The following is a 24,946-nucleotide window of genomic DNA, read 5'->3' on the forward strand; positions in this document are numbered from 1 at the left end:
CGTCGCCCATTGAGCACAGGCGAGCACTCGGAGCCCTCCCCGCCGGAGCCCTCAGCCGCCGCGCACTGCCCGCGCAAACGCTTGCACCACGTCGGCAGACGCGTCGGTGATGGCCCAGTAGCCCATGCCGGCGCTGCGCCAGACCATCAACTGGTAGCCGCGCTCGGTGCGCAGCGCGGGTTCGGTGTCGCTGCCGGCTTCGGGGCGTACGTACAAGTCCACCGGATGCTGCGCTGAGCGGTAGACCAGCACCGCTACCGGGCGGCCGTCGATGTAGTCCAACCGGCCGCCGATGAGCGGGAACCCGCGTGCGGCAAGGTCGGTAACGGGCGGCGCATAGTCGATGCGGCCGTTGAACCACGGCTTGACCGTGTGCCGATCGGACGACAGCACATCCGTTTCCCGCGCGCCCAGCAGCGCCCGCACATGACTGGCCGTGATGTCGTGCGCGGTGAGCGCAGCCGTATCGGGCCGGCCCACCAGCACGCCGACACCAAGTGCTACAGCCGCGAGCGCGCCGGCGCCCAATCCCAAGCCGAGCCCCCGGGACGGCGTGATCAACCAGTTGGCCAAGCGCCGCCATGGCGATTCCGTCTGGCGCGGCGCGCGCGGGCGGGGCGATTCGGGGCGCACGCCAGCCTCCGCCTGCACGGCCTGCACCGCTTGCAATACGCGATTGCTCAAACCCACCGGCGCCTTCATGTAGAGCGCCGGCGCACGCAAGCCCTGCCGCAGCGCACGCACCACGCCATCGTGGCGCTCCGCAATGTCGGTGCAAGCGGCACACGTGGCCAGATGCGCTTCCATGCGCAGGCTGTCGGCCGCTCCAAGTTCGCCATCGGCGCGGGCAGCCAGCAACGCGCGGATGTCGTCACAGTTCATGGCGGAACTCCTTGGTGCTGTTTCCCAAACCGCCCGATGCGCGGATGGGCGTCACATTGGCGCGCGGTTGCGCGTTGTCTTCCGTGAGCAGGCGTGCGAGCTGCTGCCGACCACGCGCCAGCCGCGACATGACCGTGCCGATGGGCGCGTCCACCACGGCGGAAATGTCGCGGTACGGCAGGTCTTCCAGCTCGCGCAGCACGAGCACCTCGCGATACGGCACCGGCAACTGCGCCAGCGCGGCATGCACGCGGCGCACATCGTCGATGCGGGCGAGCAGCGCGGCGGGGTCGACGCCAAAGCTGGCGTTGTCGTCGTTCGCCTGGCCAGCGGCCGCGTCGTCATCCCACGGCTGGGCCGGTGCCTGCTTGCGGCGCGCGCATTCCGAAAACCACGTGTTGCGCACGATGGCCAGCAGCCACGGGCGGCCGTCGCCGCCGCGAAACCCGCCAAACAGCCGGAACGCGCGCAGGCAGGCTTCCTGGACGATGTCGTCGGCGTCTTGCGCGTCGCCCGAGAGCCAGCGCGCCAGGTTGTAGGCGGCGTCGACATGCGGCAGCACCGCCTGCGCAAAGCGCTGGGCGTCGGTGGGCGAATCGAGCGGGGTGTCTGACAGGTCGGGCATGACGGCCTGGAGGCAGTTGACCTCCGTATACCGGGGCGCAATCCAGTTTATTCCCGCACCGAAGAAATTTTGTGGAAACGCCAATCTTGTGGAATACGCGGGCACCCCAGCCGGTATGACAGGCAGGACCGGCGCTTCCTTCATTGCCATTGCGCTGGGCCGCTACCCAACTCGGTCATCTATTGCAGGGGACACCCATGAGCAAGCAACCCGGACGACGCCAGTTCCTGCAACTGGCCGCGGTCGGCGGTCTGGTGTACGCATCCGGCCTGCCCGGCTGGCAGGCGATGGCGGCCACCACGCGCGCCGCCGGCACCAAGCAGGACGATTTCTACTTCGTGCAGTTATCCGACACCCACTGGGGCTTCAAGGGCGCGCCCAATCCGGATTCGCAAGGCACCCTGCCCAAGGCGATCGCGGCAGTGAATGCGTTGTCGCCCGCGCCGGACTTTGTCATCTTCACGGGCGACCTGAGCCACATCAGCGACGACCCTGTCGAGCGCCGCAAGCGCCTGGCCGAGTTTCGCGATATTGCCGCCAAGATCAAGGTGCCGGTGGTGCATTACATGCCGGGTGAACACGATGCCTCGCTCGACAACGGCGAGGCCTATATCGAATTCTTCGGCCGCACGCATTATTCGTTCGATCACAAGGGCGTGCATTTCATCGCCATCGACAACGTGTCCGACCCATCGGCGCGCGTGGGCGAGGCACAGCTCGCGTGGCTGGCGGCGGATGTGCGTTCCGTGCCCGAGCACACGCCCATCGTCGTGTTCACGCATCGGCCGCTGTTCGATCTCTACCCGCAATGGGACTGGGCCACGCGCGACGGCCAGCAGGTCATCGACCTGTTGATGCCGCACCCGAACGTGACGGTGTTCTACGGCCACATCCACCAAGAACACCATCACATGACGGGGCACATTGCGCACCATTCGGCACGCTCGCTGATGTTTCCGCTGCCCGCGCCACCCGCGCCGGGCTCGCAAGCAAAACGCAACCCGATCCCGTGGGATGCCGCAGCGCCGTATCGCGGCCTGGGCTGGCGCAGCATCACCGAGCACGGCCAGCAGGACACCGCCACCTGGGCGCTGGCCGAACAGCCGATCCAGGCGAACAGCGAAGCCAACACCACCACCAAGACGCCGGAGACCACCTGACATGCGCCCCTTCATTGCACACAACCCCAAGCGCCGCTTGGCGCTGCGTCAGTTCACCGTGCTTGCGGCGGGTGCGGCACTCGCCTGTGTCGCGCATGGCGAGGGGCCGACCGTCATCCGCGTACACGCGCGCAAGTTCACCTTCACACCTGACAAGATCACGCTCAAGCGCGGCGTGCCCGTGGTGTTCGAGCTGACCGGGCAAGACATCCTGATGGGCTTTTCGATTCCGGATTTCAACGTGCGCGCCGACGTCGTGCCGGGGCAGACCGTGCGGGTGGCGCTCACGCCCGACAAGACGGGCACGTTTGATTTCCTGTGCGACATCTTCTGCGGCTCGGGCCACGAGACGATGAATGGAACATTGACCGTCACCTGAAGCGCAAAGAGCAAAGAAGAAAGCGAAGTGAAACGCCCCGACCTGTTCGGGGCGTTTTCATTGACAGGATGCACGCATGACGTGCTTGCAGCGGCATACACATTCTTTACGACGCGCGGGAATAAACCGTCGGCCTACGGTGTTTACTCCACTAGCACGCCATCGACCCGCACTCTGGAGGACCTACATGTCGTCACGTTCGAAGCGTCGTCTACGCACGTTGCTGTTTGCCGTGTTCACACTCATGTCAGGCATCGGGACGCACGCTGCAGTTGCGCAGGAGGCGCCGCCACAGGCCAATCGCGAGCAGGCCTTCCTCGCCGAAAACGATGTCGCCATGACAAAGATGATGGACGGCATGGCCGCAAAGCCCAGCGGCAACATCGACCAGGATTTCGTCGCAATGATGACGCCACATCACCAGGGCGCCATCGACATGGCCGTGGCCTACCTGCGCTACGGCCAGAACGAACAACTGCGCCGCATCGCGCAGGAAATCGTCGTCGCGCAACAGCAAGAGATTGCAGCGATGCGCTTGGCGCTTGGCCAGCCGCCGCCCCCGTCGGCACCGGTCCCCACGCAGCTCCGCCCGGCCTCCGCAACGACTGCGCCCGCATCCCATGCGGCGCATCACGCCCACACCATCACCCCCCAACAGGAAGACCGATGACGAACCGACTGTTTGTTGCCACGGCGCTTGCCGCAGCGGCCATCACGTGCGCCGCGAGCGCCAGCGCCGGGCAGGCACCCGCATCCCTTGCCTCGCCTGACATTCCCATCAGCCACAGCGATCGCGTCTACGCGGCCGAGCAATTCTCGAACACGGTGTCCGTCACGGACCCCGCCAGCAACACGCTCCTGGGTGTGATCAAGCTGGGCGATCCTGCGCCCGGCAACTTCAGCCCGCTCTACCGCGGACAGGTGCTGGTGCATGGCATGGGCTTCTCGCCAGATCACCGGACCTTGGCGGTGGTCTCCGTCGGCTCCAACTCGGTCACGTTCATCGATACGCAGACCAACGCCGTCAAACACACCACGTATGTTGGCCGCTCGCCTCACGAAGCGTTCTACACGCCGGATGGCAGCGAGGTCTGGGTGACCGTGCGCGGCGAAAACTACATCGCCGTGCTCGACGCCAATACCTATGCAGAGAAGGCGCGCGTTACCGTACCGGCGGGCCCCGGCATGCAGATCTTTTCGCCGGACGGCAAGTACGGCTACGTGTGCTCGTCGTTCAATCCGGAAACGGTCGTGATCTCGACGGCCGATCACAAGATCGTGGGACACATCAAACAGGAATCGCCGTTCTGTCCCAACATTGCCGCCACGCCGGATGGCAAGCAGGTGTGGTTCACATTGAAGGACATCGGCAAGGTGCAGGTATTCAACGCCCGCCCGCCGTTCAATGCGATCACGTCGTTCGAGACCGGGCCCATCACCAACCACGTCAACTTCGCGCATAACGCCAAGGGCACGTTGGCCTATGTGACGATCGGCGGCACGAACCAGGTCAAGGTATTCCGGACCGACAATTTCGAACAGGTCGCGACGATTCCCGTCGGCAAGCTTCCGCACGGTCTATGGCCGTCCGGTGACGGCACCCGCATCTATGTCGGCCTGGAGAATGACGACGCACTGGCCGTCATCGACACACTGACGAACAAGGTGGTATCGACTGTTCCGATTGGGCAGGCACCGCAGGCGCTGACGTACGTGCCGAACGCTGTGCCTGATGGCAACGGCACGGAGAACCTGCAACCGCTTGGCACAGCGGGGCAGGTCAGCCATCTCGCACTCGTGCCGGCCGCCGCAGACAAGTCCGACGCATCGGCCGCCCCCACCAGCGTGGCGCTGTTCGATCAGGGGCTCGTCCAGGTGTTCCAGGCATCGGTGACCGGATTGCAGCCGAAGCAGACCTATGCGATTGCCTTGTCACAGAATGCGGATGGCAGCGGCCCGCTTGAGACCCTGGCGAGCTTCATGACCAACCCGGCCGGTGTCGCCATCGTCAACTCGATCGGGCAGATTCGGCAGGTGGTCACGCCTGGCAACGCGGACGCTGGCAACACGCGCCGGTATCTTGTGATTGCACCGGTGATGTCCGGCAAGCTTGCGACTGCGGTGCAGATTCAGGCGCGCTAGGCAATGTGCGCCCCTGCGGCGTTCGTGCCGGGGCAGACCGTGCGGCTGGCGCTCACGCCGGACAAGACCGGCACGTTTGATTTCCTGTGCGACATCTTCTGCGGCTCGGGCCACGAGACGATGAATGGAACATTGACCGTCACCTGAAGCGCAGCGGCCAACGCCCGACGCCCAACGCAAAACGCCCCGAACAAGTCGGGGCGTTTTCATCTGCGAGCGCTGCCTCAGGCCAGCGCGTCTGGCACGGCCAAGGTGAGCAGCAGTTCGTCGAGCCGCTCCATGGTGGAGGTCATGCCGTCTTTCATCCCCATGTCGATGACCTTCTGCACATCTTCCGGCGAGTTGTACAGCACCACAGTCGTGACGAGGGTGCGTTCGTTCGCATCGGCAAAGGTGACATCCCAGCGGGCGCGAGGCATATGCGGATTCACGGCGCCGGTTTCATCAGAAAAACCATCAATGGCCGCATAGCTGTCGATCGGGTTGATCTTCTGATAGTCCAGACGGCTCCAGAATGACTCTCCATCGGGCGTGATCATGGCGTAGTGCCAGTAGCCGCCTTCCTTGAATTCCATATGCTTGGTCTTGGTGGCGAGCGGCTTGGGCGCAAACCACTGATCGAGCAATTCGCGCTTTGTATGGCAATCCCACACTAGCTGGCGCTTCGCCGCGAACTCTCGCCTCACGGTGAGGCTGCTCTTTTGCATGTCGACGAGGAAATCAAACCGAAGATCAGCCTTCATTGTTTTCTCCTTGGAGTTTCTCTAAGAGGTTGTCCAGATTGCTGTACCTGCTCGCCCAGATCGCGTGCTGCTTCTCAAACCAGCGCTCGGCTGCGGCCAGCTTCTTGCGCTCGAGGGTGCACGTCCGGATTCGGCCGCTCTTCTGCGAGCTGACCAGCCCGACGCCTTCCAGCACCCGCATGTGCTTCATGAATGACGGCAGCGCCATGTCGAATGGCTCTGCCAGCTCACTCACCGTCGCGGGCCCTTCGCCGAGCCGCTGAATAACCGCCCTGCGCGTTGGGTCCGAAAGCGCGTGAAATACCGCGTCTAGCGCAATTCCATTGTTATCCATTTGGCTAACTATATACGTGAGAATGCGTTGATGCAACCGGGTTCGACAGCATGTTGTAACGCAGGCGGGTGGCCGGTCAGCATGCACACACACCCATGCTAGGATGACCTTCCCCCCGGCAGCAGCCACACCGCACATGACGACCATCTACGCGACACTCGGCGTGCAGCCGGACGCGACCCTGGACGAAATCAAGCGCGCTTACCGCCGCGCCACGATGAAGTGGCATCCCGACCGCAACCTCGGCCGCGAAGCCGAGGCCTATGCGGCGTTCCAGGAAATTCGCGAAGCCTACGCCATCCTCTCCGACGCTGAACAGCGCCGCGTGTACGACGAGGTCTTCGCGCAGGAAATGCAGCGCTGGCAAGCGGAGCGTGATGCGCAGGAAGCACAGGAGCGGGAAGCGCAACGCGAGCGCGAGCGCCTTGCGCAGGAGCATTACGAAAAGATGGTCGCCACGGCCATGCGCTTTGCCGACGAGGGCCACAATCGCGACGTCCTGTTCGGCGTGCTGCTTGGCCGGGACTGCGATGCAGAACTTGCCGCGCGCATCGCCGACAGCGTGTGGGCCTTGCAGGAAGCACGGCGCAACACCGCGGCCACCACAGACACGCCCGACAGTGAATCGACGATCCAACCCGATGAAGCGACTTCGCCCCAGCGGCACTCAAGCGCGTTCGAGACGTTCTGGCAAGGGTTGTTTGGCCTGCGTCAATAGCTGCCGAGTTTTCACGAGCGTAGAGCGTCGGGACACATCCGACCGGGCATACGCCGATTCTGATTTATAGTTTCGCCCCTGCTCAGACGAAGCAGCCATCGGTACACTCTGCGCCATCGCTTTCCGTGCCATAGAGAAAGCGATCGAGGCTTGGAACCCTCGGACATAACGGGCAAGCGCCGGGCATAGGTGCTTGTCCTCAACCGCTATGGCTTGGCTTCGTCTCCCTCATTGGGCGAGCCAGGCTTGTACGGCTTCGGCCGTGCCGATCGTTATGTCTCGGTGTTCCAAACCTGCCTGTGCTCGCCCACCCCTCCCAAGGGTTGGGCGCGGTTCCGCTCATCACATGAAGAGGAATGCCGTGACCCGCTCGATCTCCCACGCCACCAACTCACCTGCTGGCGACGCGCTTAGCGAATATCAGAAAGGCGTGCTGTCTGCGCGTAGATTCCTGCGCGCGATGTTCAGCCGCAACGCCGCGGGCAACACGTGCGATACAGGCGCGACGCCTGCGCCAGAACATCCGGATCAACAACGCTGACTTCATGGGCGACCCAGGCGCATGAGGTCTACTCGCGCCGATGTTGCAGCATCGGTGCGGGGCTTGCCTGGGCTCGCCCACCCATCACCCTGAAGCTTGGTGCGCCGCTCGGCCCGCGCTACCTCGCGCCCAGCAAACGACACTCCGCCGACAACGCCAACAGGTTCGGATCGCGCTCGCGATTGCGCTGCATCACCAGCACGATGTGCTGGCTGATCGCATAACGCGCGGCCAGCGGAATCAGCTGCACCTTGGGGCTGAAATCAGCCACGCGACGGGGCAGCAACGCGTAGCCGATGCCGCCGCTAACGAGGTTCATGAGCGAGAAGATATCGCCCACGCGCAGGGCAATCTGCGGCGCAAAGCCGGCCTTGTCGAAGGCGGCCATGAAATCGTGATACGTCGCAAAATCGTCGCCGAGCGCGACGAACTTTTCGCTGCGCACGGTTTGCAAGTCAATCTCCGCTGACGACGCATACGGCGAGCCGAGCGGCGCGGCAAACAGGATCTCGTCGGCAAACATCGGCACGGTCAGCAGATCGGGATTGCGCAGCGGCTCGCCCAGTGCGATGACGATGGCGTCGAGCTGGCCGTCTTCCAGCTTGGCGAGCAGGCTGCGGTTTGAGCCCAGCGTGAGTTCGATGTCGAGCGCGGAGCGGCGCGTCTTCAGGCCCGCAAAGATGCGCGGCAACGTGCCCACCGTCATCGAATACAGCCCGCCGATCTTCAGCGTGGTCGAAGAGAACCCCGCCGCTTCGCGCGTGCGGCGCACACCGGCTTCGCACTCGGCCAGGATGCGCTCCACGTGTTCTGCAAACACATAGGCGGTCGACAGCGGAATCAGCTTGCGGCCATCGCGCTTGAACAGCGGGCAGCGCAAACCTTCCTCCAGCGAATGCAGCGCGCGGTGCACGCTCACCGTGCTTTGCCCGAGCGCTTCCGACACACGCGCCATGTTGCCCAGCGTCATGAACGACTGGAACACCTCCAGCTTCTTCAGGGTGATGTCTTCATCGATTGCCATGGCTGGGTCTTGTCCGGGCGCGTTCTGTCGGCGCGCTGCTATCAGAATCGGCCATTGTTTCATTAACTTCAAGTTAATGAAACTGCGTCTAGGTTGATTGAAGCGCACGGGGTTCCCGCCTACGGTACAGGGCATCAAATCAATCAAGGCTGGAGACGCCACCCAATGCAACCGATGCCCACCCAATCGGCAAACGGGGCCAACGCACCCATCCCGCCCCAATGGCGCCGCCGGCGCGATGAGAAAGAACGCCGCCTGACTGCAGCCCGGCGTATTGCCAACGGCAAGGTCATTCCCACCAGCGATATCGTCGCCGCACTCGAAGCGCTGCTCGCCCCGGGCGATCGTGTCGTGCTGGAAGGCAACAACCAGAAGCAGGCAGATTTCCTCTCGCGCTCGCTGGCCAAGGTCAACCCCGAGCGCCTGCACGATCTGCACATGATCATGCCGAGCGTGAGCCGGGCCGAACACCTCGACATTTTCGAAGCCGGCATCGCTCACAAGCTGGACTTCTCGTTTGCGGGGCCGCAGAGCCTGCGCATCAGCCAGTTGTTGGCCGACGGGCTGCTGGAAGTTGGCGCCATCCACACCTACATCGAGCTGTATGCGCGGCTGGTGGTGGACCTGATTCCCAACGTGTCGCTGGTGGCCGGCTTCAAGGCCGACCGCGACGGCAACATCTACACCGGCCCGAGCACCGAAGACACGCCCGCGCTGGTTGAGCCCACCGCGTTTTCCGACGGCATCGTCATCGTGCAGGTCAACGAGATCGTCGATGATCCGGCCGGCTTGCCGCGCGTCGACATTCCCGGCTCGTGGGTCGACTTCATCGTGCAGGCCGACAAGCCGTTCTACATCGAGCCGCTGTTCACACGCGACCCGCGCCTCATCAAACCCGTGCACGTGCTGATGGCGATGATGGCGATTCGCGGCATCTACCAGCGGCACAACGTGCAGTCGCTCAACCACGGCATTGGCTTCAACACCGCCGCCATCGAGCTGATCCTGCCGACGTATGGCGAGCGCCTGGGCCTCAAGGGCAAGATCTGCCGCAACTGGACGCTGAACCCGCACCCGACGCTCATTCCCGCCATTGAATCGGGCTGGGTGGAAAGCGTGCACTGCTTCGGCACGGAACTCGGCATGGAACGCTACGTGGCCGCGCGCCCCGATGTGTTCTTCACCGGCCGCGACGGCTCGCTGCGCTCGAATCGCATGCTGTGCCAGCTCGCCGGCCAGTATGCGGTCGACCTGTTCATTGGCGCGACGCTGCAGGTAGATGGCGACGGGCATTCGTCCACCGTCACGCGCGGGCGCCTGGCCGGCTTTGGCGGCGCGCCCAACATGGGCCACGACCCGCGCGGCCGCCGCCACGCCACGCCTGCGTGGCTCGACATGACCGAACCGGTGACGATGCTCGAGCGCGGCAAGAAGCTCGTCGTGCAGATGGTCGAGACGTTCCAGGAAGGCGGCAAGCCGACCTTTGTCGACACGCTCGACGCGGTGGCCGTGGCCAAGCAAAGCGGCATGCCGCTCGCGCCCATCATGATCTACGGCGACGACGTCACGCATCTGCTCACCGAAGACGGCATTGCATATCTCTACAAGGCGCGCTCGCTGGAAGAGCGGCGCGCCATGATTGCCGCCGTGGCGGGCGTGACGTCGATCGGCCTGCGCCACGACACGTCCAAGACCGAGCAGATGCGCCGCGACGGCCTGATCGCCCTTCCCGAAGACCTCGACGTGCGCCGCAGCGATGCCAGCCGCGAGCTGCTTGCCGCCAAGAGCATCGCCGACCTGGTCGAATGGTCCGGCGGCCTGTACGAACCGCCCGCACGCTTCCGGAGCTGGTAATGGAGAAGACATTGCAACGGCCTCTGCCAGCCAGCCCGAAAGCGCGTGCAAAGCGGTTGGCCGCGCTGGTCGAGTCCGCCCTCATCGACGAGGTAACGCTGTCGCCCAAACCCGGTCTTGTGGATGTGCGTGGCAACGGCGCGCATCACGATCTCGACTGGACGCTAATGGTGCACTCCGCCCAAACCCTGCGCCCGGCGTTTGAAGCCATGGCGTTGGCCGGCGCACAGATCGAAACGCAAGCCGGCGCACAACTCGCGCTGCGCGAGCGCATCGGCCGCCTGGGGCGCGAAGGCGAAGCGGCCATGCTCGATGCCACGGGCGGCATCAACACGCACCGTGGCGCCATCTGGGCGCTAGGCTTGCTGGTGACGGCTGCGAGCCAAGCGCCGCATGCGTTGGGCGCGGCCGCTGTTGCAAGCCGCGCGGCACGCCTGGCCAACATTCCGGATCGCTTTGCGCCTGTCTCCACGGGCCACAAGGGCGAGCGCGCCTGCAATGACTATGGCGTCGGCGGTGCGAAGGGGCAGGCCAGCGCCGGCTTCCCGCATGTGATCAAGGTGGCGCTGCCGGCGTTGCGCCAGGCGCGTGCTGCAGGCATTCGCGAAGACCATGCACGCGTAGATGCATTGCTTGCCGTCATGGCCGCGCTTGACGACACCTGCGTGCTCGCACGCGGCGGCGCCAAGGCACTGCACGTCGTGCAAACCGGTGCGGCCACCGTGCGCGCAGAAGGCGGCTTGGCAACAGCACAAGGCCGCCGCGCTTTCCGCACGCTTGAACAAGACATGCTGGCGCTGCACGTGTCACCCGGCGGCGCGGCCGACTTGCTGGCTGCCGCACTCTTCCTCGACCGCCTGCCCGCAAGCGCGCACGCCGCGTCCGACATCGAATCCGCTCATCAGGAAACCGAACATGGAGCATCTTGATTTTCAGTTCACCGGCGGCGCACCCGCTGGGCGCCGCGCGTATGCCGGCGTAGTCGGCTCGGGCGACCTCGAAGTGCTGCTGACCCCCGGCAGCGCCGGCCAGATCGACGTGGCCATCACCACATCCGTCAACGGCATGAGCGCGACGTGGCAGGCACAGCTTGCACGTGTGTTCGGCTCGCACACGTGGCCAGCGGCCAAGATCATCATCAACGACTTCGGCGCGACACCGGCCGTGGTCCGGTTGCGGCTTGAGCAAGCGCTTGAAGCGCTCGCCCAGCCTTGAGGAGACACGCATGTCGCGCAACCCGATTGAACGAGACAGCTTTATCGAACGCGATGCACGCCGACGCGCCATCGCCCTGCTCGACCCCGGCACCTTCCGCGAGCTGCTCGATCCGTTCGAGCAATTGACCTCGCCGTGGCTGCCGCGGCAGGGCATCGTCACGCAGGCCGACGACGGCGTGGTGGTGGCACGCGGCACGCTGGGCGGACAGCCCGCCGTGGTGCTTGCCATTGAAGGCGCATTCCAGGGCGGCAGCATGGGTGAGGTGTCCGGCGCCAAGATTGCCGGCGCGCTGGAACTGGCGGCAGAAGACAACCGCAACGGCATTCCCACACGCGCCGTCATCGTCTTCGAAACCGGCGGCGTGCGGCTGCAAGAAGCCAACCTGGGCCTGGCCGCCATTGCTGAAATCCACGCAGGCATCCGTGCGCTGCGCGAGTACGGGCCGGTAATCGGCATCACGGCGGGCGTAGTCGGCTGCTTTGGCGGCATGAGCATCGCCGCAGGCCTGTGCAGCTACCTGCTGATGACGCGTGAAGCGCGCCTCGGGTTAAACGGCCCACAGGTGATCGAGCAGGAAGCCGGCATTGAAGAATACGACTCGCGCGATCGCCCCTTCATCTGGAGCCTGACGGGCGGCGAACAACGCGCCGCCGCCGGGCTGGCCGATGTCTGCATCGAAGACGATTCCGTCGCCATCCGCGCACAGGTGATCGAGTGGCTGCGCGCCGGCGCACCCAAGCACCAGCGCAGCGAGCGGATCGATCACTACCTCGAACGCCTCAACGCCGTCGACACATCGCGCCAAGCCACGGCAGAAGATGTGCGCACGCACTATGCAAAGGACGTCGCATGAGCCAGAACGAACTTTCCACGCGCGGCGCGACTTGGATGCGCACGCTTGCCGGCGGCACGCAGGTGGCGGGCTACGGCAGCACGCTGCAAGTCGTCGATGCGGCGCTCGCAGGTCAGCCCGCGCGCTACATCGCCGTCGTGCCCGATGCCCAGAACCGCTTCCCCCGCGCACGCAACGGTGAAGTCGGCCTCATCGAAGGCTGGCAGCTTGCGCGTGCCGTGCGCGATGCCATGACTGCAGATGCGGGGCAGGAAAAGAAGCGCGCCATCATCGCCGTCATCGATGTGGCAAGCCAAGCCTACGGGCGCCGGGAAGAGGCCTACGGCATCCACCTCGCACTGGCAGCAGCTGCGGATGCCTACGCGGCTGCCCGATTGGCCGGCCACCCCGTCATCGGCCTCATCGTCGGTCGCGCCATGTCGGGCGCATTGCTGGCACATGGCTATCAAGCCAACCGACTGCTCGCCCTGGACGATGCCGAGGTGATGGTGCACGCCATGGGCAAGGCGGCGGCGGCGCGCGTAACGCTGCGCTCGGTCGCCGATCTGGAACGCCTCGCGCAAGAGATTCCGCCCATGGCGTACGACATTGCCAGCTTCGCGTCGCTCGGGTTGCTGTGGAAATTGCTGAAGGTGAAGTCTGCCGACGCGCCCGATGCAGGTGACGTCGATACCGTGCAGACCGCGCTTGCAGCGGCGCTGGCCGATATCGCAGCCGACCCATCGCGCGGGCTGGAAAGCCGCCTGGGCGCGCCACTGCGCAGCGCGTCGTCAGAAGTACGTAAACGCCTGCGCAAGCAATGGAACGCGCAGCCAGCAAACGCATAGCGAATAGAAACACCTGCAGGGCGCAAACCTAAGCGCTCAGACGGTGTGGCCGTACCTGCCCTAGATGGCGCCTTGAATTTTTGCAAGCGGGCGGAAAAAGGAAGGGGAACTGTCTGAGCGCAGCGAGTTTTCCCCTTCCCCGCCCGGTTGCAGAAATTCAAGGAGAAGTCGCCATCTTGGGCGCGCCTTTCTTTGCTTACTTTCTTTGGCAAGACAAAGAAAGTAAGTCAGCCCCGGCAGGGGATGAAACAAAGGATGCACCAGCAAAGCAAAACAAAGTCCTCAACCCTCGATCACCAAAACACGCACAACAGGCGAGCCATCGCCGTTCCTTCAGGAGACAAAGAAGTGATCATCTACGGTACAACCCTGCTGGCGCTATGTCATCTCGCCGGCCTCTTCCTGGGCGACCTGCTCGGCCAGGCCATCGGCGTGAAGGCCAATGTGGGCGGCGTGGGCATCGCCATGCTGCTGCTCATCTTCGCGCGGCTCTATCTGCACAGGCACGGGCTCATGCCTGCCGCCACAGAGGCGGGCGTCTCGTTCTGGGGCGCGATGTACATCCCGGTCGTGGTGGCCATGGCGGCCACGCAGAACGTGGTGACGGCACTGCGCGGCGGCCCCGTTGCACTGCTCGGCGCCATCGGCGCGGTACTCGTGTGCGGTGTATGCATTGCACTCATCAACCGCACAGGCAACGCCGAAGACCGGCGCCCCCTGCCCCCGCTGCCTGAATCCGAACAAGCCCGCGCTTAAGGAGCCACACCATGCTGTCAATGCTAGAGAAAGTTCTGCAGCACAACGGGCTGGTCGCGGCGTTTGCGCTGGTCGGCATCGTCATGGGCCTGTCGATGTGGGTGTCCAAGAAGCTGACGTTTGGGCGCGTGCACGGCTCGGCCATCGCCATCATGATCGGGCTGGTGCTCGCCTATTGGGGCGGCATGCAGACCGGCGGCGAACGCGGCCTGGCTGACCTGAAGCTGTTCGGCGGGATCGGCCTGATGGGCGGTGCAATGCTGCGCGACTTCGCCATCGTTGCCACGGCCTTTGAAGTGCAGGTAACCGAGGCACGCAAGGCGGGCATGATCGGCGCCATCTCGCTGCTGCTGGGCACGGTGCTGCCGTTCATCGTCGGCGCCTGCGTTGCCTACGCCTTCGGTTACACCGATCCGGTGAGCGTCACCACCATCGGCGCGGGTGCCGTCACGTACATCGTCGGGCCGGTGACCGGTGCAGCGCTGGGTGCCACCTCTGATGTGATGGCGCTGTCGATTGCCACGGGGCTCGTCAAGGCGATCCTGGTGATGGTCGGCACGCCATTCGCGGCCAAGGCACTGGGCTTGAACAACCCGCGCGCGGCCATGGTGTTCGGCGGATTGGCGGGTACGGTCAGCGGCGTGTCGGCAGGTCTGGCGGCCACCGACCGACGCCTGGTGCCCTACGGCTCGCTGGTGGCGACGTTCCATACGGGTATCGGTTGCCTGCTCGGGCCGTCGATTCTGTTTCTGGCCACGCAAGCATTGCTGCGATGACACCCACGCTGCTGCGCGCGCACGATCTGCTTTGGGTGTCTGAGACCCCCATGGCGGCGGATGGCGCACCCTTGCCGGACTGGGCCATTGCAGCATGCCGGCAAGGCGCGCCCGTCGTTGTGCGAAGGGCGCCGCGCGGCAGCAATGGTGCAGTGCCGGTCGGCCTGCGCGGCGGTGCGCGGCATGAACGCTGTGCAGCCACCGTCGCCGCCAACGCCATCACGCGCGTGCTCTCGCCCGAAGCGCTGGCGACCACAACGGCCTCCATCGCACCCGACGCGCCGTTTGCGGCACTGCGCACCTTGCGTGCGCTTGCGCCCAAACTCGACGCGCTGGGCTGGGCGTGGGGCCCGACCGGCGGTGCCGGCTTTGCACTCGCCAGCGGCTTGGCGGTGCTGCATGCGGACAGCGATCTCGATCTCGTGCTGCGCATGCCGCATGCACCGTCGGCCGCGCAGCGCGATCAGCTCGTGCACGTGCTGGCCGAAACCGAATGCCGTGTCGACCTGCAGATCGACACCGGGCGCGGTGGATTCGCGTGGCGCGACTGGCTGACCTCGCCCCGCCAGACCTTGCTCAAGACCGATCACGGCCCACACCTCGTTGCAGACCCGTGGAGCGAACTCGCATGAGCGTGCTCTTCATGTTTCCCGGCCAGGGCAGTCAGCGTGCGGGCATGCTGCATGCGTTGCCTGTCGATCCGGCCGTCGTGCAGACCCTGGCCGAAGCGGGCGACGTGCTGGGTACGGACCCGCTCACGCTGGATACGACAGAAGCACTGCAGTCGACCGTGGCCGTTCAACTCTGCCTGCTGATTGCCGGAGTTGCGGTGGCGCGCACGTTGGTTCGGCAGGACGCCGCGCCCGACATGGTGGCCGGCCTGTCGATTGGTGCGTGGCCGGCAGCCGTTGTCGCGGGCGTGCTGGAGTTCAGCGATGCGTTGCGCTTGGTCCGCCTACGCGGGCAACTCATGGAAGACGCGTATCCGAGCGGCTACGGCATGGCCGTCACGGCGGGGCTGACCGAACCCGAGGTCGCCGCCATCGTGGCGCAGGTCAACTCGGCCGCAACGCCAGCCTATGTCGCCAACCTGAATGCGGAACGGCAAATTGTCGTGGCGGGCAGCGATGCGGCGCTCACGCAAGTCATGGCGCGCGCGCAAGCGGCGGGCGCATCGACGGCAACGCGGCTGTGCATGGCAGTGCCATCACACTGTCCGCTGCTGGGTGCACAGGCTGCCGAGTTAGCTGCCGCCGCCGCAAAGATCACGGCCCACGCGCCGCAACTCACCTACGTCAGCAGCAGCCGGGCGCGAGCGCTCTTCCGCGCCAACCTCATCGTTGAAGACCTGGCCTGGAACATGGCGCGGCCCGTGCTTTGGCACGACACGCTGCAGCACGCATTGGAACGCGGCGCACGCATGGCGGTGGAGGTGCCGGGCGGCGGCACGCTGGCGCGTCTGGCGCAGGCTGTGTTTGCTGCGGACGATGTACTGGACGCCGGCAGCCTGGAGGCAACGCGCATCCGCATACGACGGCAACGTCGCATCGATAGCTGATCGTATCGAACTCAGAGTCGGCCGATATCTCTTCTCCCGGTCTCGATAGAAAGATGTGTTCTTTACGGAAAGAACGCATCGACCTATGAGCCCTCTTGAGAACGCCATTGCAGAGAATTACGCCTTACGCCGTCAATACCTGGCGTTCCTTGAAGACCGATTTGGTGACGAGCTTCCGAAGACACCCACACCGCGCGATATCGTCAAGCTACTCAATTTGGACGAGGTGGAGTGGCGCATCTCGCGTCGACAAGCTCGGCTGCTCTTTGATGGCCAATCCTTGCAATGGATCGAAGACGGGCAAGTTGAGAGACGTTGGCCGGCGGTCTCTGGAAAGCCCGGTTTCAACGGAAAGGAGCATCAATCGCTAAAGGACAGGGGCCCCATTCCCGAAGGAAGCTATGTCGCATTGCAGTCGGACTTGCAGAAATGGGAAGAAACGCCTGCCATCAACCGCGCTGCCTGCATACTGAACGTCATCAGTATCAAAGCGGGACGCTGGCCCGGATGCACCATCGCGTGGGGGACACGACGCGTCGGATTGGTCCCGGACCCAGGAACCAACGTGTACGGCCGTAACAACTTCACTATTCACGGCGGCTGGTTTCCCGGCTCCATTGGGTGCATCGACCTGACCAATTCAATGGAGTCGTTCGCTAAGGAGTTTCTGCTCTATGCCAAAGACATGGAACTGGACGTTCGCTATTAGGCTCGCCTTGGCACTGATTCCCGCGCTTGTGTTTCTCATCACCCCGATCGAACTTTGGGGCGGCCTAACCGCCCCGGAGGATTACCCTTTCGGCGCTGAAAGTCCTGCCGCCGCCATGTGGGCGTACAAATCGCAGGGCAACTATGTGGTGTGGTGTGCCGCGTCTTGGCTGACGAGCGGCATCGCGATCGGGGCGCTGCTAGTCAAGCGCGCGAGCCGTCTTTCCAGGGGCCTGTGGTCCACGCCGTTTCTGATTGTCTGGGGGCTAACGGTAATCGACGGAACGCGGCTGGTAAGCTGACGATGAGCAAAAAAAAACGGGGCTCTAAGCCCCGTTTCTTCTAGCCAAATCGTCTTAGACGATTTCCCGCGTTTCCATGAACTGGATGTCCGGAAAGCGCTCCTGCGTCAGGCGCAGATTCACCTGGCTCGGTGCCAGGTAAACGTAGTCACCCGCACCATCCAGGGCCACGTTGTGGCCGGCCTTGTCGATCAGCTTGTCGATATCTTCCTGCTTGCCGCGCAGCCAGCGGGCCGTGGAGCACTCGTGCGGTTCGAAGATGGCATCGACGCCGTATTCGTGTTCAAGGCGATGCGCCACCACGTCGAACTGCAGGATACCGACGGCGCCGAGCACCAGATCGTTCGACGCCAGCGGGCGGAACATCTGCGTGGCGCCTTCTTCGGCCAGTTGCTGCAAACCCTTCTGCAACTGCTTCAGGCGCAGCGGGTTGTTCAGGCGCGCGCGGCGGAAGAACTCCGGCGCAAACGACGGGATGCCCGTGAACTTGAGCGCCTCGCCTTCCGTAAAGGCATCGCCCAGCCGGATCGTGCCGTGGTTGGGCACGCCGATGATGTCGCCGGCAAATGCTTCTTCCGTAGTGTTGCGGTCCTGCGCCATGAACGTGATGGCGTTGTTGATGGCAACCGTCTTGCCGGTCGACACCTGCAGCAGCTTCATGCCGCGCTCGAAGCGGCCCGAGCACACGCGCACAAAGGCGATGCGGTCACGGTGCTTCGGGTCCATATTGGCCTGGATCTTGAAGACGAAGCCGGTGAACTTCTCTTCCATCGGCTTGACTTCGCGCGTTTCGGTGGGGCGTGCCAGCGGCTCGGGCGACTGATCGACCAATGCATCCAGCAGCGATTGCACACCGAAGTTGTTCACCGCCGAACCGAAATACACCGGGCACTGCTTGCCGGCCAGGAATGCTTCTTTGTCGAACGTGTGCGATGCGCCGCGCACGAGTTCGATGTCGATGCGCAGCTCTTCTGCCTGCGAGCCCAGCACGCGGTCCAGTTCGGGGTTATCCAGGCCTTGAATCAGGCCGGCGGTGGCGCCCTTCTCGCTGTCGGCGTTCGGGTCGAACAGCTGGACCGTATCGTTCACGAGGTGATACACGCCCTTGAACGACTTGCCCATGCCGATCGGCCACGTCATCGGCGCGCACTGGATCTGCAGCACGCTTTCGATTTCATCAAGCAATTCGATGGGCGCACGACCTTCGCGGTCGAGCTTGTTGATGAACGTGAGAATGGGCGTGCTGCGCAGGCGGCAGACGTTGAGCAGCTTGATGGTCTGCGCTTCCACGCCGTTGACGGAGTCGATCACCATCACGGCGGAGTCGACGGCCGTGAGCGTGCGGTACGTGTCTTCCGAGAAGTCTTCGTGGCCCGGGGTGTCGAGCAGGTTGACGATGTAATCGCCGCCGGCGTTGCGGTACGGGAACTGCATCACTGAAGACGTGACCGAGATGCCGCGCTGTTTTTCCATCTCCATCCAGTCGGAGGTGGCGTGGCGGTTGGCCTTGCGCGCACGCACGGCGCCGGCCATCTGGATGGCGCCCCCGAACCACAGCAGTTTCTCAGTGAGCGTGGTTTTACCCGCATCCGGGTGGGCAATGATGGCGAACGTCCGGCGGCGCCGGATCTCCTGCTGCAGCGTACTCACGGGCAAAAACCGAAAGGGAGAAGTGATGAATGCGCCCATGGCATGGGCGCTGGCTGGCGGGGTCATCCCGGCGGCCGATGGACTGCCCGATCAGAGTTGTCAATCCGGGCAGCCGAGATTGTACGCGATCGGCGCCCTTGCTTAAGATCGACTGATCCGAGCGGCAAACAGGGGAAACTCCCTAGGAACCGTCCCCCGGACGGAGGAGACCAACCCGTTGTGGGAATGCACTGACAACCCTTTCGGAGTCGATGTTATCGAAGTTGTCATGAAGCTCCCGTATTGTGGAGGCCGTCGCGAAACCCGCCTTTGGGTACGCCGCGACGTCGAAAGAAGCAAAGAAGCAAGGAGTCCAACATCGTGCGTAGTCGAATCCCTGTCGATCCGGCAGTGCAACGCATCATCGAGACCACCCGCAAGGCGTGGCAACTCGACGAGCAAAGCGTGCGCGCGGCGCGTCAGCAGCGTGCCGCCAATCGCCGCAAACGGATCAAGGCTTTGCCGCAGGACAGCCTGCAGGCACTCGCCGCACTCGCCCTGCAAGCTGAAATCTGGGCCGTGCGCAAGACCGTGGTGACGGTCGGCTAGTCGCGTAGTTCCTCACCGTGTCGAGGGCCACAGTCGTGGCCCTTTTCTTTTGGGCGTCACGCAACGATCGGGTGCCATGAGACGGGGCATGGCGGTTGCTTGTGATTGGCTGACACGACTCAACTCAGGAGGCCGACATGACCGAACTGACCCCCAAGCCGCCCACCAGCAGCAATGGAACCAACGGTACGAACGGCGCCAACGGTGCGACGGTCACCACGCTGCATCCGCAGATCGATCACACCGCGCAGCGCGTCAAAGATGCCACGGCAGAAGGCATCGACCGGCTGGCAAGCGTTCTTTCCACAGCGCTGACGCAGTTCGACAAGCGCACCGAACAGTTGAAGAACCTGCACGCAAATGTCTCGGAACAGGCAAGCGGGTCCGTGCGTCAGCATCCGGTCATTACGATCGGCTTGGCGTTCGTGGCCGGAATGCTGCTGGAGCAGTTGACGCGGGATTGAGCTGGCGTCTTCTCAGGCTTAGCCGCTGTTGCGCGCGGAGGGGCGGGTTGCCCCTGTCCCACCATTGGAGAGATTTGCCGCCAGCGCCGGGTTGAGCAACGCCGCCTGCGCCGCCGCACCGGTCTGACCTGACGCTTCGTACTGGCGGCTGCCGAATCGCAGCGCGTATTGCCGCGTGACCAGCGCGCCAAAGAAGAAAATCTGGGCAGAGTAGTAAATCCACAGCATCAGCGCCACCACCGAACCCGCCGCCCCGTAAGACGACGCCACAGCGCTGTTGCCGAGATACAGACCGATGAGGTGTTTGCCCAGCGTGAAGAGCAGCGCCGTAACGATGGCGCCCAGAGCAACGTCTCGCCAGGCCACACGCGTTTCGGGCAGCATTTTGAAAATGGTGCCGAACAGCAGCGATACGACTGCAAACGAAAACGCCGACGACAGCACCTGCGCCACCAGCAGCGCAATGCCCGAGGTCGAGCCCGCCCACAACGCCCCCCAGAAGCGCTCCACCACCGCCAGCGCCGCGTTGATGGTGAGCGACACCAGCAGCAGAAACGCCAGCACCAGGATCAGGCTGAACGACAGCAGGCGCGAACGCAGCAAGCCCCAGAGCCCTGTCTGCTGGCGCGGCGGCACCTCCCATAGTTCGTCCAGGCTGTCCTTGAGTTCGGAGAAGGCCGTGGTGGCCCCCACCAGCAATAGCGCGACGGCCGTGACTGCAGCGAAAAGGCCGCTGCCCGAGCGCCGGGTAGCGGCGAGCACGGCTTCCACCGCGGAGGCGCCCTGCGCCCCCACCAGACCTTGGATCTGCCCAAAGATTTCGCCGCGCGCGGCCTGTTCGCCAAAGAACAAGCCGGCAATGGAAATGACCAGCACCAGCACCGGCGCCATCGAGAACAACGTGTAGAACGACAGCGCCGCGCCCTTGCTCGCAGCGCGGTGCGCAGACCACTGCCGCACCGCCCCCATCAGCACCTGGGCGGAGCGCTTGAGCAGGTCGCGGTCGAAGAAGGCAGCCGGGCGCATGGAGGTTCCTTGCAAGGCGATGCGGCCGGCGCAGTGCCGGCCTCGACCTTGAGCCTAGTCAGCGCACGGCACGCGCGCAAGCGCGACCGTGGCTGCGAGGAATCTTGAGGGCTTGCGCCCTCAGTCGTTACCGCTGCCCAGCAACCGGCTGATCAGAAAGCCTGCGCCGAACGCCAGGCCGATCGTCGCAAGCGGATGCGATCGCATGCAGTCCGCCGCATCGCTCATCAGACGCTGCTGCGAGGCGCGCCACTGATCGCGCTTGGCAGCGGCCTCGTCAAGTGCGGTGGCCGCTGCGTCGGCAGTGCGGTCGATGGCCTGTGCCGTGGTCGCCTTTACACGCTCGGCGGCTTGCGCCACGTCGCCGCGGATGAGGTTGCCGTTGGTATCGGATTTGGGAAACGGGTTGGTTTGAGACGGTTCCATCAGTCAGCGCTCCTGGAGTTGCGTGGCATCGTGAGAGCCGGGTTGAAAGCTATGCGCATCATCCCGGCGTCATCCTCTGCCCGCGACCAGACCCCAGATCAGGCTGACCACAAACAGCACCACGAAAATCATGAACAGGATCTTGGCGATGCTCGCTGCGCCGGCAGCGATGCCGCCAAACCCGAGCACGGCCGCAATCAGGGCGATGATGAAAAAGACGACTGCATAACGCAGCATGGTGACCTCCTGTGCAGTTGAGTGAGCTTGCCGCCATGGGGCGGATACCCCACTGGTTCAGCAAGCCGCGTACCGCGCCAGGAGTCCGGGTTATGCCTCAGTGGCATGCGCGCGGCCGGAGCCCGCGCTGTTGCCGTCGCCGCCGTCGTCGGCGTTGCTGTTGCCGTATTCCTCCAGCCGGTTGTAGAGCGTCTTGAGGCTGATACCGAGCAGTTCAGCCGCGCGCTTTTTCACACCGCCGCACTGTTCCAGCGTGGCAAGAATGATCTTCTTGTCGGCGCTCGCCAGCGAGGTGCCTACCGAAATCGTCAGCGTGGAACCAGACGAAACCTGCGTACTCGACACCTGCAGCGGCACGTTGGCTGTATCGATGCCGGCGTCGTCGGACAGGATGTATGCGCGTTGCACGTAATTGCGCAGTTCGCGCACGTTGCCCGGCCAGTGATAACCGCGCAGCGTTTCCATGGCCGGTGGCAGGAATGCCTTCTTGGTATTGCTCTGCGCGTTGAGCTGATCGAGGAAATGTTGAGCCAGCAGCTCGACATCCTTGCCGCGCTCGCGCAGCGGCGGCAATTGCAACGGAAACACGTTCAGGCGGTGATACAGGTCGGCGCGCAGCTTGCCGTCGGCCACGGCCTCTTCCGGGTCGCGGTTGGTGGCGGCAATCACGCGCACATCGGAGTCGATCTCGCGGTTGGTGCCCACGCGCATGAACACACCGGTTTCCAGCACACGCAGCAGTTTCACCTGCAGCTCGATCGGCATCTCGGTAATTTCATCCAGGAACAGCGTGCCGCCGTTGGCGCGTTCGAAATAGCCCTTGTGCTGGCGGTCGGCGCCGGTAAAGCTGCCGCGCTCGTGGCCGAACATTTCGGACTCGATCAGGTTGGGCGAAATGGCACCGCAGTTGACCGGCAGAAACGGCTGCTTGCGACGCAGGCTGAGGTCGTGGATGGTCTGCGCGGCCAGTTCCTTGCCGGTGCCCGATTCGCCAATCAGCAGCACGGTCGCCTCGGTGGGCGCCACGCGGCTGACCTGGTCATACAGCGTCTGCATCACGGTCGAATTGCCGAGCATCTGGCCGAAGAGCCCCAGGCGGCGCAGCTCACCACGCAGGTTGCCGATCTCGGCTTTCAGATCGCCCGGGCGCGGGATGCGCGCCAGTACGGATTTCAAACGTTGGAAATTGACGGGCTTGACCAGGTAGTCGGCCGCGCCCATGCGCAGGGCCTCGACGGCGGTTTCCACGCTGGCGTGGCCTGTCATGACGATGATCTCGGTGCCGGAGTGCGGCGCGATGTCTTCCATCAGATCCATGCCGTTGCCATCGGGCAGGACAAGGTCGATCAGCACGGCATCGGGGCTGTGACGCGACATCTGAATGCGCGCATCGCGCAGCGACCCCGCCAGCGCGGTGGTGAAGCCTTCGGCGCCCACCAGCTCACCTAGAGCGGCGCGTGCGTTGGCATCGTCTTCGACAATCAGGATATGTGGCATCTCGATTTGGTTGGATGAGCCGGTTATGTGCCGGCGGTCATGCAGAGCACAACGGCCCGCTCGACTAGAGGACCGGCGGCAGGTGCAAAAAGTATTCCATCCAATACAACCTCCGCCATCACGCGCTTCAGCCCGCGTCGTCAACGCGGAGGTCGGTAATTTTTACACGCACACATGCAAGAAATGGATCGAATACATCACTCCAGGGTGGGCCACTGGTACTACGCAGGAGTCAGCATAGTTGAGAAGGTCAGCGCTTCGCCACCTGCGGGCCGAAATGGACACCTTACGCCGCATGACAAATGTGAAACCCGCGCGGCATCTGCGTCTCAGGCCCGTTTCTTGTCAGCGTTTGGCCGACAGGATGGGAGAAACGTCAGCGCATGCCCGACATACAACGCGCTTGGGCGGCCCTGATAATGGCTCAACTTTTCAACACAATGTGACGGGATGACGACGTACCCTGCCTTCCGAAGACTGCATCGCTGAAGATGCAGCCGCTCGCCAGGACGTCCCCGTCGCGACCAACCACGAGGGAGCCATGTCCTTGAGCGAAGCCTTCGCCGACGACCGCGCGGTGACCGTCGGGCGCCTGCGCTATCCCCCTGCCCTGGCCGACTTTGACGACACCGAACGCGTGCCGTCCGACGCCGAAACATCCCCTACCCAACCGATCGCCGAGCCGGATTTCGGTCACCTCTACGGCCGCTCGCCCGTGATGCGTGCGCTGTACGACCAGATCGGCAAGGTGTCAGGCACGCTGGCCACGGTACTCATCATGGGCGAATCGGGTACGGGCAAGGAGTTGATTGCGCGCACGGTGCACGACATGAGCCCGCGCGCAGACCAGGCGTTCATCGCAGTGAACTGCGGCGCCATCTCGCCCAACCTGATCGAGTCGGAACTGTTCGGCCACGAGAAGGGCAGCTTTACTGGGGCGGCCCAGCGGCATATCGGCTATTTCGAACATGCCTGCGGCGGCACGATCTTCCTCGATGAAATTACCGAGATGCCGGTCGAGATGCAGGTCAAGCTGCTGCGCGTGCTGGAGACCGGCGTATTCATGCGGGTGGGCGGCACTGAGCCCATCCAGACGCGCGCACGCATCATCGCGGCCACCAACCGCAACCTGCTGGAAGCGGTGAGTGAAGGCGCCTTTCGCGAAGATCTGATGTATCGCCTGGCCGTGGTGCCGCTGCAGGTACCGCCGCTGCGCGATCGCGAGGACGACATTGAAGAGCTGGCCTTGCACTTCCTTGCACAGTTCAACGCTGCGCACCAGACCGACAAGGTGTTCTCGCGCCAGGCCCTGTCGGCACTGCGGGGCCAGCCGTGGCCCGGCAATGTGCGCGAGTTGCGCAACGCCGTGCAGCGCGGATACATCCTCGGTGAGAAAACCGTCGAACTGGCCGCGCCGCTGGCGCCCGCACGCGGCCCTGCGCGCCCGACCGTCAAGGAAGGTGTGCTCAGCCTGTCGGTGGGCGTGACGCTGGCGGATGCGCAACGCGCAATGATCCTGGCCACGCTGGAGCATTTTCATGGTGACAAGCGCCAAGCCGCCAAGACGCTCGGCGTCAGCCTGAAGACGCTGTACAACCGCCTCGACCTCTATCAAAGCACCGCAGCAGCCGCCATGGCGGCTTGACCGCGCGCTTTCA

At 64.2% G+C, this 24,946-nt stretch carries 30 protein-coding genes and 1 pseudogene; 21 read left to right on the forward strand and 10 right to left on the reverse strand.

The annotated features are described in order from the left end of the window. Positions 1 to 51: 51 nt before the first annotated feature. A complete protein-coding gene (locus ACCD03_RS01210) occupies positions 52 to 882 on the reverse strand; it encodes an anti-sigma factor family protein (RefSeq protein ID WP_413410588.1) in 831 nt (276 codons plus the stop codon). Beyond that, on the reverse strand, positions 872 to 1,507 hold the full coding sequence (locus ACCD03_RS01215) for an RNA polymerase sigma factor (RefSeq protein WP_413410589.1): 636 nt from the start codon (positions 1,505 to 1,507) through the stop codon (positions 872 to 874). The genes ACCD03_RS01210 and ACCD03_RS01215 overlap by 11 nt, the downstream gene beginning before the upstream one ends. A gap of 197 nt (positions 1,508 to 1,704) precedes the next feature. Between ACCD03_RS01215 and ACCD03_RS01220 the strand changes: the two genes are divergently transcribed. The 5 genes and pseudogenes from ACCD03_RS01220 to ACCD03_RS01240 form a co-directional block, all read left to right on the forward strand. Continuing rightward, complete coding sequence (locus ACCD03_RS01220) at positions 1,705 to 2,667, forward strand: metallophosphoesterase family protein (protein WP_413410590.1); 963 nt, start codon at positions 1,705 to 1,707, stop codon at positions 2,665 to 2,667. 1 nt (position 2,668) lies between these two features. Then, on the forward strand, positions 2,669 to 3,046 hold the full coding sequence (locus ACCD03_RS01225) for a cupredoxin domain-containing protein (RefSeq protein WP_413410591.1): 378 nt from the start codon (positions 2,669 to 2,671) through the stop codon (positions 3,044 to 3,046). Positions 3,047 to 3,233: 187 nt separating this feature from the next. Further along, positions 3,234 to 3,716, forward strand: coding sequence for a DUF305 domain-containing protein (locus tag ACCD03_RS01230; protein ID WP_413410592.1), 483 nt, complete (start codon positions 3,234 to 3,236; stop codon positions 3,714 to 3,716). Further along, the gene (locus ACCD03_RS01235; protein WP_413410593.1) at positions 3,713 to 5,188 is read left to right on the forward strand and encodes a YncE family protein; all 1,476 of its coding nucleotides are present in this window, start codon (positions 3,713 to 3,715) and stop codon (positions 5,186 to 5,188) included. The genes ACCD03_RS01230 and ACCD03_RS01235 overlap by 4 nt, the downstream gene beginning before the upstream one ends. Before the next feature lie 15 nt (positions 5,189 to 5,203). Further along, positions 5,204 to 5,335, forward strand: a pseudogene (locus ACCD03_RS01240) (cytochrome c oxidase subunit II); the annotation flags it as partial. A 77-nt stretch (positions 5,336 to 5,412) separates the two neighbouring features. Here the strand turns inward: ACCD03_RS01240 and ACCD03_RS01245 are convergent. Together ACCD03_RS01245 and ACCD03_RS01250 are read right to left on the reverse strand one after the other, a co-directional pair. Next, positions 5,413 to 5,931, reverse strand: coding sequence for an SRPBCC family protein (locus ACCD03_RS01245; protein ID WP_045205646.1), 519 nt, complete (start codon positions 5,929 to 5,931; stop codon positions 5,413 to 5,415). Further along, entirely contained in the window at positions 5,921 to 6,265 is a 345-nt protein-coding gene (locus ACCD03_RS01250) for an ArsR/SmtB family transcription factor (protein ID WP_252694031.1), read from the reverse strand. The genes ACCD03_RS01245 and ACCD03_RS01250 overlap by 11 nt, the downstream gene beginning before the upstream one ends. A 136-nt stretch (positions 6,266 to 6,401) precedes the next feature. Between ACCD03_RS01250 and ACCD03_RS01255 the strand changes: the two genes are divergently transcribed. Together ACCD03_RS01255 and ACCD03_RS01260 are read left to right on the forward strand one after the other, a co-directional pair. Then, on the forward strand, positions 6,402 to 6,983 hold the full coding sequence (locus tag ACCD03_RS01255; protein ID WP_413410594.1) for a J domain-containing protein: 582 nt from the start codon (positions 6,402 to 6,404) through the stop codon (positions 6,981 to 6,983). A gap of 361 nt (positions 6,984 to 7,344) precedes the next feature. After that, a complete protein-coding gene (locus tag ACCD03_RS01260) occupies positions 7,345 to 7,524 on the forward strand; it encodes a hypothetical protein (RefSeq protein ID WP_253540776.1) in 180 nt (59 codons plus the stop codon). 118 nt (positions 7,525 to 7,642) lie between these two features. Here ACCD03_RS01260 and ACCD03_RS01265 read toward each other — a convergent pair whose 3' ends face one another. Continuing rightward, positions 7,643 to 8,548, reverse strand: coding sequence for a LysR substrate-binding domain-containing protein (locus ACCD03_RS01265; RefSeq protein WP_024978032.1), 906 nt, complete (start codon positions 8,546 to 8,548; stop codon positions 7,643 to 7,645). A 165-nt stretch (positions 8,549 to 8,713) separates the two neighbouring features. Here ACCD03_RS01265 and mdcA point away from each other — a divergent pair, with 165 nt between their 5' ends. The 11 genes from mdcA (at position 8,714) to ACCD03_RS01320 (ending at position 17,400) form a co-directional block, all read left to right on the forward strand. Further along, positions 8,714 to 10,402: a malonate decarboxylase subunit alpha gene (mdcA, locus tag ACCD03_RS01270; RefSeq protein WP_253540779.1), complete on the forward strand. Its 1,689-nt coding sequence runs from the start codon at positions 8,714 to 8,716 to the stop codon at positions 10,400 to 10,402. Continuing rightward, positions 10,402 to 11,331: a triphosphoribosyl-dephospho-CoA synthase gene (locus tag ACCD03_RS01275; protein ID WP_413410595.1), complete on the forward strand. Its 930-nt coding sequence runs from the start codon at positions 10,402 to 10,404 to the stop codon at positions 11,329 to 11,331. The genes mdcA and ACCD03_RS01275 overlap by 1 nt, the downstream gene beginning before the upstream one ends. Continuing rightward, complete coding sequence (locus ACCD03_RS01280; RefSeq protein ID WP_316675514.1) at positions 11,318 to 11,617, forward strand: malonate decarboxylase subunit delta; 300 nt, start codon at positions 11,318 to 11,320, stop codon at positions 11,615 to 11,617. Before ACCD03_RS01275 ends, ACCD03_RS01280 begins: the two co-directional genes overlap by 14 nt. Positions 11,618 to 11,627: 10 nt before the next feature. Next, the gene (locus ACCD03_RS01285; protein WP_413410596.1) at positions 11,628 to 12,473 is read left to right on the forward strand and encodes a biotin-independent malonate decarboxylase subunit beta; all 846 of its coding nucleotides are present in this window, start codon (positions 11,628 to 11,630) and stop codon (positions 12,471 to 12,473) included. Then, entirely contained in the window at positions 12,470 to 13,300 is an 831-nt protein-coding gene (gene mdcE, locus ACCD03_RS01290) for a biotin-independent malonate decarboxylase subunit gamma (RefSeq protein ID WP_413410597.1), read from the forward strand. The genes ACCD03_RS01285 and mdcE overlap by 4 nt, the downstream gene beginning before the upstream one ends. Before the next feature lie 348 nt (positions 13,301 to 13,648). Then, positions 13,649 to 14,056 (forward strand): malonate transporter subunit MadL, encoded by a 408-nt coding sequence (gene madL, locus ACCD03_RS01295; protein WP_045205634.1) that lies wholly within the window; start codon positions 13,649 to 13,651, stop codon positions 14,054 to 14,056. A gap of 11 nt (positions 14,057 to 14,067) precedes the next feature. Next, positions 14,068 to 14,832 carry a malonate transporter subunit MadM gene (gene madM / locus ACCD03_RS01300; protein WP_232038835.1) on the forward strand — a complete coding sequence of 255 codons (765 nt, stop codon included), beginning with the start codon at positions 14,068 to 14,070 and terminating at the stop codon, positions 14,830 to 14,832. Next, a complete protein-coding gene (locus ACCD03_RS01305; RefSeq protein ID WP_413410598.1) occupies positions 14,829 to 15,464 on the forward strand; it encodes a malonate decarboxylase holo-ACP synthase in 636 nt (211 codons plus the stop codon). Before madM ends, ACCD03_RS01305 begins: the two co-directional genes overlap by 4 nt. Next, a complete protein-coding gene (mdcH, locus tag ACCD03_RS01310) occupies positions 15,461 to 16,390 on the forward strand; it encodes a malonate decarboxylase subunit epsilon (RefSeq protein ID WP_413410599.1) in 930 nt (309 codons plus the stop codon). The genes ACCD03_RS01305 and mdcH overlap by 4 nt, the downstream gene beginning before the upstream one ends. A gap of 85 nt (positions 16,391 to 16,475) precedes the next feature. Further along, positions 16,476 to 17,099, forward strand: coding sequence for a L,D-transpeptidase (locus ACCD03_RS01315; protein ID WP_413410600.1), 624 nt, complete (start codon positions 16,476 to 16,478; stop codon positions 17,097 to 17,099). Between the two features lie 7 nt (positions 17,100 to 17,106). Continuing rightward, positions 17,107 to 17,400, forward strand: coding sequence for a hypothetical protein (locus tag ACCD03_RS01320; RefSeq protein WP_413410601.1), 294 nt, complete (start codon positions 17,107 to 17,109; stop codon positions 17,398 to 17,400). A 54-nt stretch (positions 17,401 to 17,454) separates the two neighbouring features. On the opposite strand, the gene ACCD03_RS01325 is transcribed toward ACCD03_RS01320, so the two are convergent. Beyond that, on the reverse strand, positions 17,455 to 19,050 hold the full coding sequence (locus ACCD03_RS01325; protein ID WP_045205917.1) for a peptide chain release factor 3: 1,596 nt from the start codon (positions 19,048 to 19,050) through the stop codon (positions 17,455 to 17,457). A gap of 360 nt (positions 19,051 to 19,410) precedes the next feature. Between ACCD03_RS01325 and ACCD03_RS01330 the strand changes: the two genes are divergently transcribed. Both ACCD03_RS01330 and ACCD03_RS01335 read left to right on the forward strand, forming a co-directional pair. Next, positions 19,411 to 19,638, forward strand: coding sequence for a hypothetical protein (locus ACCD03_RS01330; RefSeq protein ID WP_004632457.1), 228 nt, complete (start codon positions 19,411 to 19,413; stop codon positions 19,636 to 19,638). A 137-nt stretch (positions 19,639 to 19,775) separates the two neighbouring features. Continuing rightward, a complete protein-coding gene (locus ACCD03_RS01335) occupies positions 19,776 to 20,102 on the forward strand; it encodes a hypothetical protein (RefSeq protein ID WP_260781583.1) in 327 nt (108 codons plus the stop codon). An 18-nt stretch (positions 20,103 to 20,120) separates the two neighbouring features. Here ACCD03_RS01335 and ACCD03_RS01340 read toward each other — a convergent pair whose 3' ends face one another. The 4 genes from ACCD03_RS01340 to ACCD03_RS01355 form a co-directional block, all read right to left on the reverse strand. After that, positions 20,121 to 21,128 carry a YihY/virulence factor BrkB family protein gene (locus ACCD03_RS01340; RefSeq protein WP_413410602.1) on the reverse strand — a complete coding sequence of 336 codons (1,008 nt, stop codon included), beginning with the start codon at positions 21,126 to 21,128 and terminating at the stop codon, positions 20,121 to 20,123. A 120-nt stretch (positions 21,129 to 21,248) separates the two neighbouring features. Next, on the reverse strand, positions 21,249 to 21,554 hold the full coding sequence (locus ACCD03_RS01345) for a hypothetical protein (RefSeq protein WP_253540800.1): 306 nt from the start codon (positions 21,552 to 21,554) through the stop codon (positions 21,249 to 21,251). A gap of 69 nt (positions 21,555 to 21,623) precedes the next feature. Further along, positions 21,624 to 21,791: a DUF1328 domain-containing protein gene (locus ACCD03_RS01350; RefSeq protein ID WP_004632450.1), complete on the reverse strand. Its 168-nt coding sequence runs from the start codon at positions 21,789 to 21,791 to the stop codon at positions 21,624 to 21,626. Positions 21,792 to 21,881: 90 nt separating this feature from the next. Beyond that, positions 21,882 to 23,288, reverse strand: coding sequence for a sigma-54-dependent transcriptional regulator (locus ACCD03_RS01355; protein ID WP_024978047.1), 1,407 nt, complete (start codon positions 23,286 to 23,288; stop codon positions 21,882 to 21,884). A gap of 541 nt (positions 23,289 to 23,829) precedes the next feature. Between ACCD03_RS01355 and ACCD03_RS01360 the strand changes: the two genes are divergently transcribed. Continuing rightward, on the forward strand, positions 23,830 to 24,933 hold the full coding sequence (locus ACCD03_RS01360; protein ID WP_413410603.1) for a sigma-54 interaction domain-containing protein: 1,104 nt from the start codon (positions 23,830 to 23,832) through the stop codon (positions 24,931 to 24,933). Positions 24,934 to 24,946: the final 13 nt, after the last annotated feature.

It is taken from the genome of Ralstonia sp. Ralssp135 (genome assembly GCF_047304345.1).
GTDB lineage: Bacteria > Pseudomonadota > Gammaproteobacteria > Burkholderiales > Burkholderiaceae > Ralstonia > Ralstonia chuxiongensis.